The organism is Allomuricauda sp. F6463D, assembly GCF_023015965.1.
Taxonomy (GTDB): domain Bacteria; phylum Bacteroidota; class Bacteroidia; order Flavobacteriales; family Flavobacteriaceae; genus Flagellimonas.
The window spans coordinates 65312-80075 of sequence record NZ_JALKAN010000004.1 but is presented as its reverse complement, the minus strand read 5'-3'; the positions used below and the strand labels follow the sequence as shown (position 1 = coordinate 80075).

The window sequence follows — 14764 nt, the reverse complement described above, 5'->3', positions numbered from 1 at the left end:
CTTACCGTACAATACAATTATCTTTGTATTTTAACTTTTTAAAACATATTCATGCTAGGCCTAAAACTACCAACGGACCCAAGATGGGTAAACATTGTTGAAAAAAATATCGAAGAAATTTTGACGGATCATGCCTATTGTGAGCAAAAGGCCGCAAGTACAGCAATTTCTTTGATTATTGGTTTTCCAGAAAAGTCGGAATTGGTAAAGGAAATGACCGCACTTGCCCGTGAAGAAATGGGACATTTTAACATGGTGCATGATAAAATTATAGCTCGTGGATGGGTCTTGGGACGTGAGCGCAAAGATGAATATGTAATCGAATTGATGAAGTTCTTTCCCAAGGGTGGCAGTAGGGAAACCCATTTAGTGCATAAACTCTTATATGCCGCACTTATAGAGGCTCGCAGCTGTGAACGTTTCAGGTTACTTTCGGAAGCGTTGGACGATAAAGAACTTTCCGAATTTTACCGCAATCTAATGGTTAGCGAAGCAAACCACTACACCATGTTCCTGAAATTTGCCCGTGAATACGGCGAAAGAGAGCTAGTGGACAAAAAATGGGAGGAACTATTGGAGTACGAGGCCCAATTAATGAAAAATCTCGGTACAAAAGAAACCATGCATGGTTAATCTTTTTGGTAGTACAACGTCTTAATCATGCCATCGGTTAAGCCAATTTTGGGCACAAGGATTTTTTTGGCCTTGCTCCACTTGGCAGCATTTAGGAATATCTTGGTTGCAGGTATTATAACATCCGCACGATCCTGGTTTAGGCCCAGCTCCGAAATTCTGTCCTCGTAATCCATACTTTCCAAAAAATGATATTGTGCATTCAACCAAATATAGGAAAGAGGTTGCCCAACCTTTCTACCCGACATTTTATGGAGCTTATTTATGTTTCCACCAGACCCAATGATTTCCACTGTTTTATCCATAGGCGTATGTGATTTGATCCATACCTTTATTTCATCCCAAACCGAATCGTCGACCAATTTGTTCAATATTCTAAGCGTACCAATCTTAAAGGATTTGGAAAACAACGGCATACCTTTATCAATGATTGTAAACTCTGTACTTCCCCCACCAACGTCCACATATAAATAAAGCCTATCATTTTTAATAATATCCTTTAAATCAGTAGAAGCAATAATCGAAGCTTCTTGTTTACCATCAATGATTTGAATGTTAATTTCTGATTCTTTTCTTACTTTCTCCACCACGGCAGCACCATTTTTTGCCTCTCTAAGAGCAGAAGTGGCGCAGGCCATGTATTTTTCAACACCATACACATCCATTAACAGCTTAAAAGATTGCATACTTTTCACCAAACGGTTTTGGTTGTGTTCCGATATTTCCCCTTTTAAAAAAGCATCTTCTCCCAAACGGACGGGTACCCTCACCAATTCGCTTTTTTTAAAAACAGTAGGCTTGTTCTGGTATTCTATAACATTATTTATAAGTAATCTAATAGCATTAGACCCAATATCAATTGCTGCAAATTTTCGTATAACCAAATCCAGTAACCTTAAGATTCCAACTTTTGTTTGTAATACTCGTACATCTCAAATTGAGACCTAAATTCAGGTTCTCCATCCGCACGCTTTCTATATGCATTGTCCTGTTTTGCAGAAAAAATACGTGCTTTAGAATTATCTCGCCATGAGATATCAAAAGTATCGAGCAATTCTACGCGAATATCCGGATCATAAATGGGACAACCTACTTCTACCCTAAAATCAAGGTTTCTAGTCATCCAATCTGCAGACGATATATATATTTTAGGGTCGCCCCCATTTCCAAAAATAAATAACCTAGGGTGCTCCAAAAACTTATCCACCACGCTAATGGCCTCAATATTCTCGCTCATACCTTCCACACCGGGGATAAGACAACAAACACCTCTAACGATCATTTGAATTTTCACTCCTGCGCGGCTGGCCTCATAAAGCTTATCTACCATTTTGTAAGAGGTAAGGCTGTTCATTTTTATTTTGATGTAAGCTTGTTTTCCTGCTTGGGCATTGGTTATCTCCTCATCTATTAATTTCATAAAGGTAGATTTGGTATAATGTGGAGATACAATAAGGTGTTTGTATTTGTTGATTTTATAGTTCGTCTCAAAGAAGCCGAACACCTTGTTCATATCCTTTAAAATACCCTGATGCGCCGTAAATAAGGTGTAATCTGTGTAAATATTAGCAGTGGACTCATTAAAATTACCAGTACTTATAAAGCCATAACGTTTTAACCCATCCTCTTCCTCTCGCTCTATCATACAAATTTTACTATGTACTTTTAAACCAGAGACACCAAAAATTAATTTTACCCCCTCATCTTGCAATTGGTTGGCATATTGAATGTTGTTTTGTTCGTCGAACCTGGCCTGTAATTCTATTTGCACGGTTACCTGCTTACCATTCTTAACGGCATTAGCCAAGGCAGATACTATTTGGCTATCACTGGCCAATCGATATATGGTTATTTTAATTGAACGAACCTGAGGATCAAGTGCTGCCTCTCTCAAAAATTTGGTTACATAACTAAAGGTGTGGTATGGAGCATAGATCATATAATCTTTATGAGCGATAATATCCAGTATACTACCTTTCATGCTAAGTCCTTTTACAGGCAAGGGCTCAATCTTATTGTACATCAGGTCTTGCCTGCCCAAACTCGGGAACCCCATGTAATCCCTTCGGTTATGGTACCGTCCACCGGGAATTACGCTATCGGTATCCATAATGTCCATTTTTTCCTTTAGAAATTGAAGGGTATCCTTATCGATACTTTTATCGTAAACGAACCGAACGGGGTCACTTATTTTTCTATGCTCAACACTTGATGAAATTTTTTCGATGAAACTTTTACTCAAATCATTGTCAATATCCAGCTCGGCATCACGAGTAATTTTGATCATGTGGGCAGAAATGGATTCAAAATCAAACATAGTGAACACACTGTCTAGGCAAAACCGTATCAAATCATCCAGCATGATGATATAATCCTTTTCACCTTCTTTGGGCAACACTACAAAACGATCTATTCCTTTCGGTATTTCAATCAAGGCATATCTATTGTGCCTACCCATGCTCGTACCGTTGTTCATCACAATCTTTACGGCTAAATAAGCAGCAGTGTCTTTTAATAGAGGAAACTCGGTAAGATCATTGAGGATAATGGTCATCAATTCTTGATTTACCTTTTTAAAGAAGTAATCGCGGATAAATTCGGCTTGACTTTCTTTAACCTCTGTTTCTCTTATTATGAAAATATTTTCTTCACGGAGCTCTCTTTCAATTTCTTTAAAAATTTCAAGACTACGTGACTGTTGGGCAATTACTATTTTGGTGATTTCCTCCAAAAGGTCTTTTGCCTTTTCCCCACCCAGGACACTCTTACCAGTTTTTCCAGCATCTACAATACGTTTTACCGTAGCGTACCGAACCTTGAAAAACTCATCCAGATTATTACTGAAAATTCCTAGAAACCGTAAGCGATCAATTAGTGGAACTCTATGGTCCTTACTTTCTTGTAGTACCCTAGCGTTAAATTTTAACCAGCTAATTTCCCTGTTGATATATTCGTTTTTTGTTTTTACCATTTATTTTTTCAAGTGTTTTGGAAAGATCATTTGTGTTGTGGTTCCTGCTTTTATTTCGGACCAATCGTCCACACCAAATGTAATGTGTACGAGTCCTGCGGTAGGAACGTTCTCAATATACTGATCTCCCCAAGTATTTGCAAGTGAAGTAAAGGCATAGTTGTGTCCAAAAATTGCAACCGTATTTAATTTATTGTCGATTGCCCTAACAAATTGCTCCACACTAGCCCCTGAAAAGTCATATAATGAATTGTCTACACTATATCTTAATAAATCAAACTCCATGTTTCTTACAAAGATCATGCTGGTGTGCAACGCACGATTGGCCGGACTCGAAAAAATATAATCGATTTTCGGGATATGAAGCTTAAAAGTTTTTGATACCAAGTGCGCATCGTTTATCCCTCGTTGTTTTAAAGGCCTATCCTTGTCCGATACATTGTAATCCCATGAGGATTTCCCATGGCGCATCAATATCAATTGTTTCATTGTATAAAGATTAGGGTGCCAATCGTTCTATTTTCCAATTATAATCTTCTTGAAGGGCATATCGAATCCTATCGTGTAATCTATTGGGGCGTCCTTGCCAAAATTCCATGGAAATGGGCCGAACCAAATATCCTCCCCAAAATTGAGGTCGTTGAATTTCCTTCCCTTCATATTTTTTTTCAAGCTTAATCAACTCTTCTTCCAAATATTCTCGTGAGGGGATTACATTGCTCTGGTCGGAAACCATAGCACCCAACTGACTTCCGATAGGTCGGGATTCAAAATATCCATCTGAAAGGTTTTCCGCAATTTTCTCCGCAGTGCCCTTTATAATGACCTGTCGTTCCATATTAGGCCAAAAGAATGATAAACAAACCGACGGATTAGCCTCAATGGCCTTGCCTTTTTCACTTTGGTAATTGCTATAAAATATAATACCTTCAAAAGTGAATTTTTTCATCAAAACAACCCGGCTCTTTGGAAATCCATCCAACCCAATGGTAGAAACTGTCATTGCATTGGGTTCGTCCACCCCATCGGAAGCTTCCACCTCATAAAACCACTTTTGGAATTGCTCCATAGGGTTTTCTTTTACCGTCTCTTCGGTCAATTCACTTTTTTCGTAAGATTTCCTATAGTTGCTCAAATCTTTTTGCATAATGTGAAGTTCGGTAAAATTCGAATCCCCTCAAAGCAACCTTGTTGTAAAAGTTTTGTAAAAACCCTTTAGTTGTCGAATCCAAAGGTTTTCCCATCCTCGGCCAAATCTACTGCTGCAAAAATTTCACTAGCCTCTATTTTAAATGGTTGAATGGATTTGTAGCGCGTGGAATAATGCCCCAAAATAAGATGTTTTGCATTGACTTTATTAGCGATTTGCGCTGCTTGTTTGGCTGTAGCGTGTTTGGTTTTTTCGCAAAGATGGGATTCTGATTCCAAAAAGGTGGATTCGTGGTATAGTATTGTTACATCTTTGATGATAGGCAACATCGCTTCATTGTACATCGTATCACTACAAAAAGCATAACTTTTCGGTTTAGGGGGTGCTAGTGTAATCTCCTTATTGGGAATTATTTTTCCCGATGCATCCAAACCGTCGGCCCCATTTTTGATATTATTGAATTGGCTCTTATCTATCTTGTACTTTCTGGTCGCTTCGATATTAAGAGTTCTTGGGGCTACTTTTTCTTGGAACAAAAAACCATTGGTATATACCCTATGGATCAACGGAATGGTTCGAACCGTAAGCTTTTCATCTTCGAAAATGAGCTCGGATTCTTTTGATTCCAACTCGTGGAACACAAGTGGGTAATTGGTCCAAGAATCTCCAAGTTTTAAAAACAGTGTAATGGCTTGTTTAATCCCCTTGGGTCCATAAATATGCAATTCTTTTTCTCTTCCCAACAACCGAAATGTGGAAACAAGACCGGGCAGACCAAAAAAGTGATCACCATGTAGATGCGATATAAAAATATGGTTGATTCTGGAGAACTTTACTTTATACTTTCTAAGTTGAACTTGAGTTCCCTCCCCGCAGTCGATTAAAAAAAGATTGTTTTTTATTTCGAGAACTTGTGATGTCGGATTTGTAAATGTTCGTGGTGTAGCGGCATAACAACCTAGAATGGTAAGTTTCACAAATGATAAATTAAAAATGGAAAATTGAAAGTCTCCATTATATAGTTGAATAATTCCGTTTTGATGATTTCACAATAGCGGCTAAAAGTCGAATTATTTGTTCGATTTCATTATCAGCCTTTGTGGAATCCAAGTTTCCAATTAATCCAGACTTGCTCAAAAGATCCATCCAGTATCTAGTTTCATTGGCTTCTTTTAAGGCAATGGACATTTTATGAATAAAATCTTTTTTACTTTCAGCGTGCTCTGCCTCCCTGACCAATGCGCCAATTGCCGTTCCTGACCTCAATAACTGCCTTGACAATACAAATTCCTTCTGCTCTTTTTCCATGTACTTGGCCATACGTACAATTTCCAATGCAAAATCAAAACTCTTTTTATGTATGATATTTTGATTACCCAAATAACAGCATTTTCAATTCTTCACTTTGAATTTTAAATTCCTAGGTCACGTTCTATTTCTTCCATTTCGATGAGATCTTTGGCTTCTTGCAACGTGGGCACCACACTGAGTTCGTCGGGAACGTCATCATAGCTCAGTTTGTCGGTAACCAAAATAAAGGATTTTCCAAAACTTTTGTGGGTATTGGACATATCCAAAAACTCCAGCAAGTTGTCAACTTTTAAGGTTTCAAAGGAAAAAAGATTGACAACTATATTATCATGCTTTAGTTTAGGGTATGCTTTGTTCAGGTGTTCCAAAAATCCAGAAAGTGTTGTTTTTTCCTGGAAAACAATAGTTGTTGTTCCTTCTTTGTCGAAAATCATCTTTTACTTAATTTTTGATGCCAATAAATAAAGTACTGCCATTCGAATTGCGACTCCATTTTCAACTTGGTGCAAAATGATGGATTGGTCCGAATCGGCCACATCACTGGTAATCTCCACTCCACGATTAATTGGCCCCGGGTGCATGATCACAATTTCCTTCTTCAAACTGTTCAAGAGCTCCTTGTTTACTCCAAACTGTTGTGTGTACTCCCGTGTGGATGGAAAATAGCTAATATCCATTCGTTCGTTCTGAACACGCAGCATATTGGCCACATCGCACCACTCTAATGCATTTTTTAAATTGGTCTCCACTTCTACCCCTAACGATTCGATATGCTTAGGAATAAGGGTGCGTGGACCGCAGACTTTTACATTGGCCCCTTGCAACTTTAAGGCAAAAATATTGGATAAAGCGACCCTTGAATGAAGGATATCTCCAACAATTACAACGTTTTTCCCGCCTACATCGCCGAGTTTTTCGCGTATGGAATAAGAATCCAACAAAGCTTGCGTAGGGTGTTCATGGGCTCCATCGCCTGCATTAACTATTGCCGCCTTTACGTGTTTTGATAAAAATATACCCGCACCTGGATTTGGATGGCGCATCACCACCATATCCACTTTCATGGACAGTATATTGTTAACGGTATCTATTAGTGTTTCCCCTTTTTTTACGGATGATTGCCCTGCTGAAAAATTGACAACATCGGCAGAAAGTCGCTTTTCGGCCAGTTCAAAAGAGAGCCTGGTACGGGTACTGTTTTCAAAAAAGATATTGGCAATGGTAATGTCCCGTAGCGTCGGTACCTTTTTAATGGAACGATTGATTACTTCCTTAAAATGATCGGCGGTTTCAAAAATGAGGGATATATCTTTTTCATCCAGATACTTAATTCCCAACAAGTGGTTTACACTTAACTCGCCCATTATATTTTATTTGCTTACTAAATACACTATATCCTCTCCATCGTTATCCTCCCACATGACTTTGACTTTTTCATCATTGATTGCATCTACCTGTCGACCCCTATATGTGGGCTGTATGGGCAAATGTCTACTGAATCTTCTATCTATCAATGTTAAAAGCTCAATATTACTTGGCCTTCCAAAGGATTGAATCGCTGTTAATGCCGACCTAATACTTCTTCCGGTATACAGTACATCATCTATGAACACTACTTTTTTATCTTCCACCAAGAAATCCATTTGTGTGGAATTGGCCTTTAGGATTTCGCCTCTACCAAAATCATCCCTAAAAAATGTGATATCCAAGAACCCAAGGTCAATATGTTTGATCTTGTATTCTTTTTGAAGAATCTTCACCAATCTTTCTGCTAAATACACACCCCTGGGCTGTATACCAATAAGTGCGGTATCCTTGAAATCTAAATGGTTTTCCATTAGTTGACAGGCCAACCGGTGCAGTATGATGTTGATTTCTTTTGAAGTAAGCAGTACTTTTTGACTCATATGCTATGTGCGACCAACGCGGTTGAACACAAAAGTAAGCAATTCTTTAAAATGTTTGGGACATAAAAAAGCCCCACTGTTTCCAGTGGGGCTTTGTATCATTGAAAAGTCCGATTACTTTTTCTTGGAATCGGCTTCCATTTTATCTTTCAATGCTTGCAATGCGGAGTTGGCATCACCAAGGGTTGGAGCTGCTTCATCGCTAGATGAGGCTCTTTTCTTGGCTGCAGCTTTCACATTTCTGTCTTCTTGCTCTCTAAAGATTGCTGTGTGGCTGGCCACAACTCTTTTGAAATCTTTGTTGAACTCGATGATCTTGAATTCGGCTTCTTCTCCTTTTACAAGTTTCTTGCCGTCTTCTTTTTCCATGTGGCGTTGTGGAACAAATCCAACGATATCCTCGTTGAAGTTAATAGTTGCTCCTTTATCAACAACATCTGCAATTGCAGCTTTGTGCACGGTACCTTCAGCAAACTCTTCGGAGTATTTGTCCCAAGGGTTCTCTGTGGTTTGTTTGTGTCCAAGGCTCAATTTGCGTCCTTCCACGTCCAATTCCAATACTTCCACTTCCAAGGTGTCGCCCACGGCAACAAACTCTGATGGATGCTTGATTTTCTTGGTCCAAGAAAGGTCAGAAATATAAATCAAACCGTCAATACCTTCTTCCAACTCAACAAATACTCCAAAGTTGGTAAAGTTTCTAACGATTCCTTTGTGTTTAGATCCTACAGGATATTTAGTGGTAATATCAGTCCATGGGTCTGGTGTCAATTGCTTGATACCCAACGACATTTTACGATCTTCCCTATCCAAGGTCAATACTACTGCCTCAACTTCATCTCCTACCTTCACAAAGTCTTGGGCCGACCTTAGGTGCGTGCTCCATGACATTTCTGATACGTGGATCAAACCTTCTACACCTTCAGCAACTTCGATAAAGGCACCGTAATCTGCGATTACAACAACTTTACCTTTTACTTTATCACCAACTTTGATCTCATCTCCAAGAGCATCCCATGGGTGTTTCTCCAATTGCTTAAGACCCAACTGGATTCTTGACTTGTTATCATCAAAGTCCAAGATAACCACGTTCAATTTCTGGTCTAGGTCCACAACCTCGTTCGGGTGGTTGATCCTGCTCCAAGAAAGGTCGGTAATGTGAACCAATCCATCCACACCTCCAAGGTCGATAAATACCCCGTAAGATGTAATGTTTTTGACCACACCTTCCAATACCTGTCCTTTTTCCAACTGGCCGATGATCTCTTTTTTCTGTTCTTCGATATCCGCTTCGATCAAAGCTTTGTGGGATACTACTACGTTTTTAAATTCGTGGTTGATCTTCACTACTTTGAACTCCATGGTCTTACCTACATACTGATCGTAATCACGGATAGGCTTAACATCAATCTGAGAACCTGGCAAGAACGCCTCAATTCCGAATACGTCCACGATCATACCACCTTTGGTACGACACTTAACGAATCCAGTTACAATCTCTTCTTGGTCGTGTGCGTTGTTAACACGCTCCCATGCCTTGATTGTTCTTGCTTTTCTGTGAGACAATACCAATTGACCGGTCTTGTCCTCACGGATATCTATAAGTACCTCAACTTTATCACCAACTTTAAGGTCGGGGTTGTAGCGGAACTCATTTAAGGAAATCACACCTTCGGACTTAGCATTGATGTCAATGATCGCCTCACGGTCTGTCATGTGAACCACTGTTCCTTCCACTACTTCCTCATCGGCAGTGTCCACAAAGTTTTCCTCTACAAGTGTTTCGAATTCCTTCAGCTTGGTATCATCTACGCGCTCAATTCCTTCTTCGTACTTGTCCCAGTCAAAATTTTCAAGAAATTCTTGTGGATCTTGCTTGGGTTCTGTTTCTTTTACTTCTGTTGCTGTGGCAGTTTCTTCTACCTCAACGTTTTGCTTTTCTTCAGCCATTTGCTGATTAAAATTTGTATTCCACGTTTTACAAGAGTTAAACAATTACCGCGGAAGTGGTTTTTAAAATACTTTTCTTAATTCCCTTTTTCTCTTGCCTCCTTGCTAAAAGGGGTGCAAAAATACAATTAAATTATTGATATACAAAGCCCCTAGTTTTAGTTTCAAGAAAAAAAGTATTACAATTATTTAATAGTAAAATATGGTCATATTGATTATATTGAAGTTCTAAAATGTTAACTATAAAAAATTAAATTATGAGCGTTAAAGCAAAATATCAACCTGTTTTGGACCTAGGTGAAGAATTGAATGTAAAAAATGGCGATGTGAATGTTGAAGGTGATGTCTTAAAAATAAAAGGGATGACCAAAACACAGTATGAAAAAAACCTGCTGTGGGATAAGATCAAGGAAATTGGCGGGGAAAGCCCTTCTGATATTAAAGCGAACCTTACCGTGGAAGATGAATCCGTGTACCACAGACACACGGTAAAGAGTGGGGAGTCTTTGAGTAAAATAGCGAAGCAATATTATGGTGACCCCATGAAATACACTAAGATCTTTGATGCAAACACCAATATTTTAAAGGACCCGAACGTGATACATCCGGATCAAGTATTGGTGATTCCAAACATTTAATACTTACCGATATTAATATAATAAGAAGGCGCCCGTTGGGCGTCTTTTTTGTTTACTGGGTTTGCACCTTACCCATAACGGCACTTCTTCAACTTTGTTAATGAATCTATCAATCCAAAATGAAAATTCAATATTAAAGTCAATTTTAAGATTTATATCCTAGCTGAATTCCGAACAGGTTAATCTCGTAATTAAAAACGAATTATATCTTTGACCAATCGCACAAGGTCAGAATAAAAATATGTATCAATTAAATTACCATTCAATATCACAACCAGAGTTAAGCCATAAAGAGTTAGACAATATTCTTGAGACTGCCATAAAAGTGAACTCAGCAAAAGATATTACTGGTTGCCTCATTTACCATAACAACCATTTCGTACAAATTTTGGAAGGAAATAAAAACGATGTACTTGAGGTGTTTGAAAAAATCCAAGCCGATGATAGACACCATACGGTAACCGTACTTTGGGAAAATTCTATTGACAAAAGATATTTTCCGAAATGGAATATGGCTTATCATCAACCAAACCATGACAATATAATACAGTTTGTAAATAATTTATTATTGCTTTCTGAACTTTCAGATAGGTCAACAAGTTCGTTGTTGAGTTTTTGGGCTACCGTCCGAAAAATTTTAAATGATGATAAAATCACCAACTATGAGGTCGTATAAGCCTCCTATGAATCTACTAAATAAATGAAACCTGAGCATTTATGTACACTTACGACAATCCATGTAGATTATTACACCTTTATAATGCGGTTCTCTATTAACCTTACAACATATTCCCCCAGTCTCTTTAGAATCTTACCCAGAAAAATAGTACCTTGATTTCCCATATTGAAGTTGTTAACCGATGCTTCAAATCAAGTCAATAGAAAAAGATCTCATCTAAAACCTATTTACATTTACGAATGAAAAAAATCATCTTGCTTTATTTTGTTTTGCTAGCTATGTCAACTTCCGCCCAAGAACGGGGGTTCTTTAGCAGAAATGATATGAACGAAGAGGAACCTAGATATAGTTTTGGCACTAAAAAGCAAAGAAGCTCATCGATTAGCCTTGGCGATGTGAACAATGACGGTAAACTGGATGCTGTTGTATCCAATGGCAGGCATTGGCCCGAAACAAATTTTATCTTCTTCAATTCTGGAAAGGTGTTTAATTCTATGAGTTTATTAGGAACCATACATTCAACCTCCTATGCCGCGGAATTGGCCGACTTTGATAATGATGGTGATTTAGATATTATAGAAATTAATGATAAGGCATCACATAAAATTTATGTAAATGATGGTACAGGAAGTTTTAAATTTCATTCGGAAGTGGGTGAAATTTCCAACGCCAGAAACGTGGCAATTGCAGACCTTGATAATAATGGTTTTATCGACTTTATCATTACAAATAGAGGACAACAGAACATGATTTGTTATAATAACGGGTCCTTAAACTTTGACTGCGTTAAATTGGAAACACAACAAAATTCAACTATAGACATTGCCATAAAAGACCTAAACAACGACAACTTACCAGATTTGGTTCTTGCCAACAGGGATAACATTCCAAATGAGATATTTATAAATAAGGGCAATCGAACATTTGAGAAAAAAATGAATTTTGGAACAGGCACTTTTGAGACCCGATCTGTTGCAGTGGCAGATATGAACAATGATGGATTCTTGGATATTATTACCGGAAACCTCAACAGTGCCAACAGTATATACTTGGGAAGTGAAGATTTTACTTTTGATAAAACTGTAGCTTATGGCAATGATGATACGGACACGTATAGTATTGCTCTTGCCGATTTTGATAAAGATGGTTTTATGGATATTGTTACCGGCAATTACTTAAAACCAAACACCGTTTTTATGAATCTCAATGGTGAAACCTTTGACGAGATTAATTTGACCAATATGTCCGCGAGAACTTACGATGTGGAAGTTGGGGATATAAATGCTGATGGCTGGATGGATATTACTGTGATTAATTCGGATGATTTCAATCTTTTTTATCTAAATATTTTCAATGAAGATTGAGTAAAGACTGGCCAGCGCGACAATTTACTAGGTTTCCTATTACATTCCATTAACTGCATTCTTGTAGCGAGGTATTTCTATCGGAGAAAATTTCTCTTCTCACCCCTCCTTCGCAATCACCTGTTGTGAGTAATAGTAGGGAGTCAAGAACTTTTAAAAAAGGCGTTCTTTTAAGCGTCTTTTTAGTTTTAAGGAATTCCACGTAAACTCAAAACTGTATTTTGTCAACTCAACAAATACATCCACAAATCCATACCGGAATTTTAAGTAAAAAAAACTAACTTCACTTCCCATGCCGCACTTATTTCAGTAATCGGGCGAAATAATTAATATCTAAATAAAGTTGGGCTTAATATGCACCAGAAACTTTAAATAAATTACCAACTTATGAGTCTAGCTGAACTAATTAGTAAAGTATTTTTACCGTTGTCCCTTGCTATTATAATGCTAGGAATGGGAATGACTTTGATTCCAGCCGATTTTACTAGAATTATAAAGCAGCCAAAAGCAATTCTAATTGGTTTTACCAATCAACTTGTTTTTTTACCTCTTATTGGGTTTTCACTAGCTATAGTTTTTAATCTAAACCCCACAATCGCAATTGGATTAATGATTTTAGCTAGTTGCCCTGGTGGACCAACCAGTAATTTAATAACACAGGTTTGCAAAGGGAATATTGCATTATCGGTCACATTAACTGCTATTGCTAGTTTAACAACCATCCTGACCATACCGTTTATTCTCTCTTATACATTGGAGTATTTTAGTAGTAACACCGATGTTACAATCAAATTACCAATATTAGATACCATAATACAAATAATGGGAATCACAGTTATTCCTATTTCGATTGGAATGTTCGTTCGTAAACACAAAACCAATTTTGCAAAACGGATGGAAAAGCCAATGCGCAATGCCTCAACAGTCATTTTTATATTAGTGTTTATAGCAGTTTTGGCCGCCAATATTGATAAACTTGTAGACGGAATGAAAGCTGCTGGATTAGTTACATTGATACTTAATATAGTAACTATGGGATTGGGTTACCTGACCGCTAAATTATTTAGGTTGAATGCGAAAAACACTATCTCAATCACAATTGAAAGTGGGATACAGAATGGTACGTTAGCTTTTGTAATTGCCACTTCCATATTAAACAATGTAGAAATGGGAATTCCAACAGCAGCCTATTCTATTTGGATGTTTTTAACTGGTGGAATTTTAATGTGGATATTGGGCAAAAGACCAAGGGTAGATTTTAAATAAAAAAATGTTAAGTATAACCCGGTGTAAAAAATAGCTGCTTGTTGCTAGATCCTCACTTTAGTGCTTATTCCCTATTTTATGCCTACATACGAAGGTCTAACTCAACCACGCATAACCGACCTAAGTACAACTCCACAACTTAATAGTTCTCACCCTTCCTTCGCAATCACCCGTTGCGAGTAATCATGGATACGTTCAAACTGTTCTTCCAAGCCCATATCGCTATTATCAAACTCAATGGCATCTTTGGCCTTGGTGAGCGGAGATATGCTTCGGGTAGAGTCAATGCGGTCACGTTCCTCCACATTTTTAAGCACTTCGGCATAGGTGACCTCCTCCCCTTTTTCCAATAACTCTTTATACCGGCGTGCCGCTCGGGTTTCAGGAGAGGCTGTCATAAACAATTTTAGCTCCGCATCCGGAAAAACAACGGTACCAATGTCACGGCCGTCCATCACAATGCCTTTGTCCTTACCCATTTCCTGCTGTATTTTCACCAACTTTTCACGGACCTCCTTTATGGCAGCAACAGGGCTTACAAAACCTGAAACCCGCATAGATCGGATTTCCTGTTCCACGTTTTCATCGTTCAAAAACATTTCGGAACGACCCGTAGCTTTATTGGGAACAAATTTGAGGTGTATTTCGGATAATCTTGCCACCAAAGCAGCGTCATCCACCTCCCCTTTATTGTTGATGATATCTTGTTGCAGTGCAAAAAGGGTCACCGCCCGGTACATGGCCCCGGTGTCCACATAAATATAATTTAAAGCTGAAGCCAATCGTTTGGCGATGGTACTTTTTCCTGTAGAGGAATAACCATCAATTGCTATTGTTATTTTTCCCATGCGCCAAAAATAATCAGAAAAGCTATTACTGCTTTATGATTTGTATC

General features: G+C 38.2%; 16 protein-coding genes. 5 read left to right on the top strand and 11 right to left on the bottom strand.

Annotated features, from left to right (window positions below):
* The first annotated feature begins 51 nt into the window (after positions 1 to 51).
* Positions 52 to 633: a tRNA-(ms[2]io[6]A)-hydroxylase gene (locus tag MWU56_RS15400; RefSeq protein ID WP_247045906.1), complete on the top strand. Its 582-nt coding sequence runs from the start codon at positions 52 to 54 to the stop codon at positions 631 to 633.
* Here MWU56_RS15400 and MWU56_RS15395 read toward each other — a convergent pair.
* From MWU56_RS15395 to rpsA, 10 genes are all read right to left on the bottom strand, one after another.
* On the bottom strand, positions 630 to 1517 hold the full coding sequence (locus MWU56_RS15395) for an exopolyphosphatase (RefSeq protein WP_247045904.1): 888 nt from the start codon (positions 1515 to 1517) through the stop codon (positions 630 to 632). The two genes, MWU56_RS15400 and MWU56_RS15395, sit on opposite strands and share 4 nt — an antisense overlap.
* An 11-nt stretch (positions 1518 to 1528) precedes the next feature.
* Complete coding sequence (gene ppk1 / locus MWU56_RS15390) at positions 1529 to 3604, bottom strand: polyphosphate kinase 1 (protein WP_247045902.1); 2076 nt, start codon at positions 3602 to 3604, stop codon at positions 1529 to 1531.
* Complete coding sequence (locus MWU56_RS15385) at positions 3605 to 4093, bottom strand: SixA phosphatase family protein (RefSeq protein ID WP_247045900.1); 489 nt, start codon at positions 4091 to 4093, stop codon at positions 3605 to 3607.
* A 10-nt stretch (positions 4094 to 4103) separates the two neighbouring features.
* Positions 4104 to 4751, bottom strand: coding sequence for a pyridoxamine 5'-phosphate oxidase (pdxH, locus tag MWU56_RS15380; protein WP_247045898.1), 648 nt, complete (start codon positions 4749 to 4751; stop codon positions 4104 to 4106).
* A gap of 68 nt (positions 4752 to 4819) precedes the next feature.
* The gene (locus MWU56_RS15375) at positions 4820 to 5731 is read right to left on the bottom strand and encodes a ribonuclease Z (protein ID WP_247045896.1); all 912 of its coding nucleotides are present in this window, start codon (positions 5729 to 5731) and stop codon (positions 4820 to 4822) included.
* Positions 5732 to 5768: 37 nt separating this feature from the next.
* Positions 5769 to 6134, bottom strand: coding sequence for a four helix bundle protein (locus MWU56_RS15370; RefSeq protein WP_247045894.1), 366 nt, complete (start codon positions 6132 to 6134; stop codon positions 5769 to 5771).
* Between the two features lie 32 nt (positions 6135 to 6166).
* Entirely contained in the window at positions 6167 to 6499 is a 333-nt protein-coding gene (locus MWU56_RS15365) for a ribonuclease Z (RefSeq protein ID WP_247045892.1), read from the bottom strand.
* A 3-nt stretch (positions 6500 to 6502) separates the two neighbouring features.
* Positions 6503 to 7429, bottom strand: coding sequence for an aspartate carbamoyltransferase catalytic subunit (locus MWU56_RS15360; RefSeq protein ID WP_247045890.1), 927 nt, complete (start codon positions 7427 to 7429; stop codon positions 6503 to 6505).
* Between the two features lie 6 nt (positions 7430 to 7435).
* Positions 7436 to 7972 carry a bifunctional pyr operon transcriptional regulator/uracil phosphoribosyltransferase PyrR gene (gene pyrR, locus MWU56_RS15355; RefSeq protein WP_247045889.1) on the bottom strand — a complete coding sequence of 179 codons (537 nt, stop codon included), beginning with the start codon at positions 7970 to 7972 and terminating at the stop codon, positions 7436 to 7438.
* Between the two features lie 114 nt (positions 7973 to 8086).
* Positions 8087 to 9922, bottom strand: a complete 1836-nt coding sequence (rpsA, locus tag MWU56_RS15350) for a 30S ribosomal protein S1 (protein WP_247045887.1) — start codon at positions 9920 to 9922, stop codon at positions 8087 to 8089.
* Positions 9923 to 10179: 257 nt separating this feature from the next.
* Between rpsA and MWU56_RS15345 the strand changes: the two genes are divergently transcribed.
* The 4 genes from MWU56_RS15345 (at position 10180) to MWU56_RS15330 (ending at position 13869) form a co-directional block, all read left to right on the top strand.
* Positions 10180 to 10560 carry a LysM peptidoglycan-binding domain-containing protein gene (locus MWU56_RS15345; protein ID WP_247045885.1) on the top strand — a complete coding sequence of 127 codons (381 nt, stop codon included), beginning with the start codon at positions 10180 to 10182 and terminating at the stop codon, positions 10558 to 10560.
* A 241-nt stretch (positions 10561 to 10801) separates the two neighbouring features.
* Entirely contained in the window at positions 10802 to 11236 is a 435-nt protein-coding gene (locus MWU56_RS15340) for a BLUF domain-containing protein (RefSeq protein WP_247045884.1), read from the top strand.
* Between the two features lie 242 nt (positions 11237 to 11478).
* Positions 11479 to 12603, top strand: a complete 1125-nt coding sequence (locus tag MWU56_RS15335; protein WP_247045882.1) for an FG-GAP repeat domain-containing protein — start codon at positions 11479 to 11481, stop codon at positions 12601 to 12603.
* A gap of 387 nt (positions 12604 to 12990) precedes the next feature.
* Complete coding sequence (locus MWU56_RS15330) at positions 12991 to 13869, top strand: bile acid:sodium symporter family protein (protein ID WP_247045880.1); 879 nt, start codon at positions 12991 to 12993, stop codon at positions 13867 to 13869.
* A 149-nt stretch (positions 13870 to 14018) separates the two neighbouring features.
* Here MWU56_RS15330 and cmk read toward each other — a convergent pair whose 3' ends face one another.
* A complete protein-coding gene (gene cmk / locus MWU56_RS15325; RefSeq protein WP_247045879.1) occupies positions 14019 to 14717 on the bottom strand; it encodes a (d)CMP kinase in 699 nt (232 codons plus the stop codon).
* Positions 14718 to 14764 lie beyond the last annotated feature (47 nt).

What these genes read in the sequence shown, in the direction of transcription:
- MWU56_RS15345 (WP_247045885.1), top strand. Translation starts at nt 10,180, where the DNA reads ATGAGCGTTAAAGCAAAATATCAACCTGTTTTGGACCTAGGTGAAGAA.
- MWU56_RS15365 (WP_247045892.1), bottom strand. Translation starts at nt 6,499, where the DNA reads ATGATTTTCGACAAAGAAGGAACAACAACTATTGTTTTCCAGGAAAAA.
- cmk (WP_247045879.1), bottom strand. Translation starts at nt 14,717, where the DNA reads ATGGGAAAAATAACAATAGCAATTGATGGTTATTCCTCTACAGGAAAA.
- MWU56_RS15335 (WP_247045882.1), top strand. Translation starts at nt 11,479, where the DNA reads ATGAAAAAAATCATCTTGCTTTATTTTGTTTTGCTAGCTATGTCAACT.
- MWU56_RS15385 (WP_247045900.1), bottom strand. Translation starts at nt 4,093, where the DNA reads ATGAAACAATTGATATTGATGCGCCATGGGAAATCCTCATGGGATTAC.
- MWU56_RS15330 (WP_247045880.1), top strand. Translation starts at nt 12,991, where the DNA reads ATGAGTCTAGCTGAACTAATTAGTAAAGTATTTTTACCGTTGTCCCTT.
- MWU56_RS15340 (WP_247045884.1), top strand. Translation starts at nt 10,802, where the DNA reads ATGTATCAATTAAATTACCATTCAATATCACAACCAGAGTTAAGCCAT.
- MWU56_RS15360 (WP_247045890.1), bottom strand. Translation starts at nt 7,429, where the DNA reads ATGGGCGAGTTAAGTGTAAACCACTTGTTGGGAATTAAGTATCTGGAT.
- pyrR (WP_247045889.1), bottom strand. Translation starts at nt 7,972, where the DNA reads ATGAGTCAAAAAGTACTGCTTACTTCAAAAGAAATCAACATCATACTG.
- pdxH (WP_247045898.1), bottom strand. Translation starts at nt 4,751, where the DNA reads ATGCAAAAAGATTTGAGCAACTATAGGAAATCTTACGAAAAAAGTGAA.
- ppk1 (WP_247045902.1), bottom strand. Translation starts at nt 3,604, where the DNA reads ATGGTAAAAACAAAAAACGAATATATCAACAGGGAAATTAGCTGGTTA.
- MWU56_RS15400 (WP_247045906.1), top strand. Translation starts at nt 52, where the DNA reads ATGCTAGGCCTAAAACTACCAACGGACCCAAGATGGGTAAACATTGTT.
- rpsA (WP_247045887.1), bottom strand. Translation starts at nt 9,922, where the DNA reads ATGGCTGAAGAAAAGCAAAACGTTGAGGTAGAAGAAACTGCCACAGCA.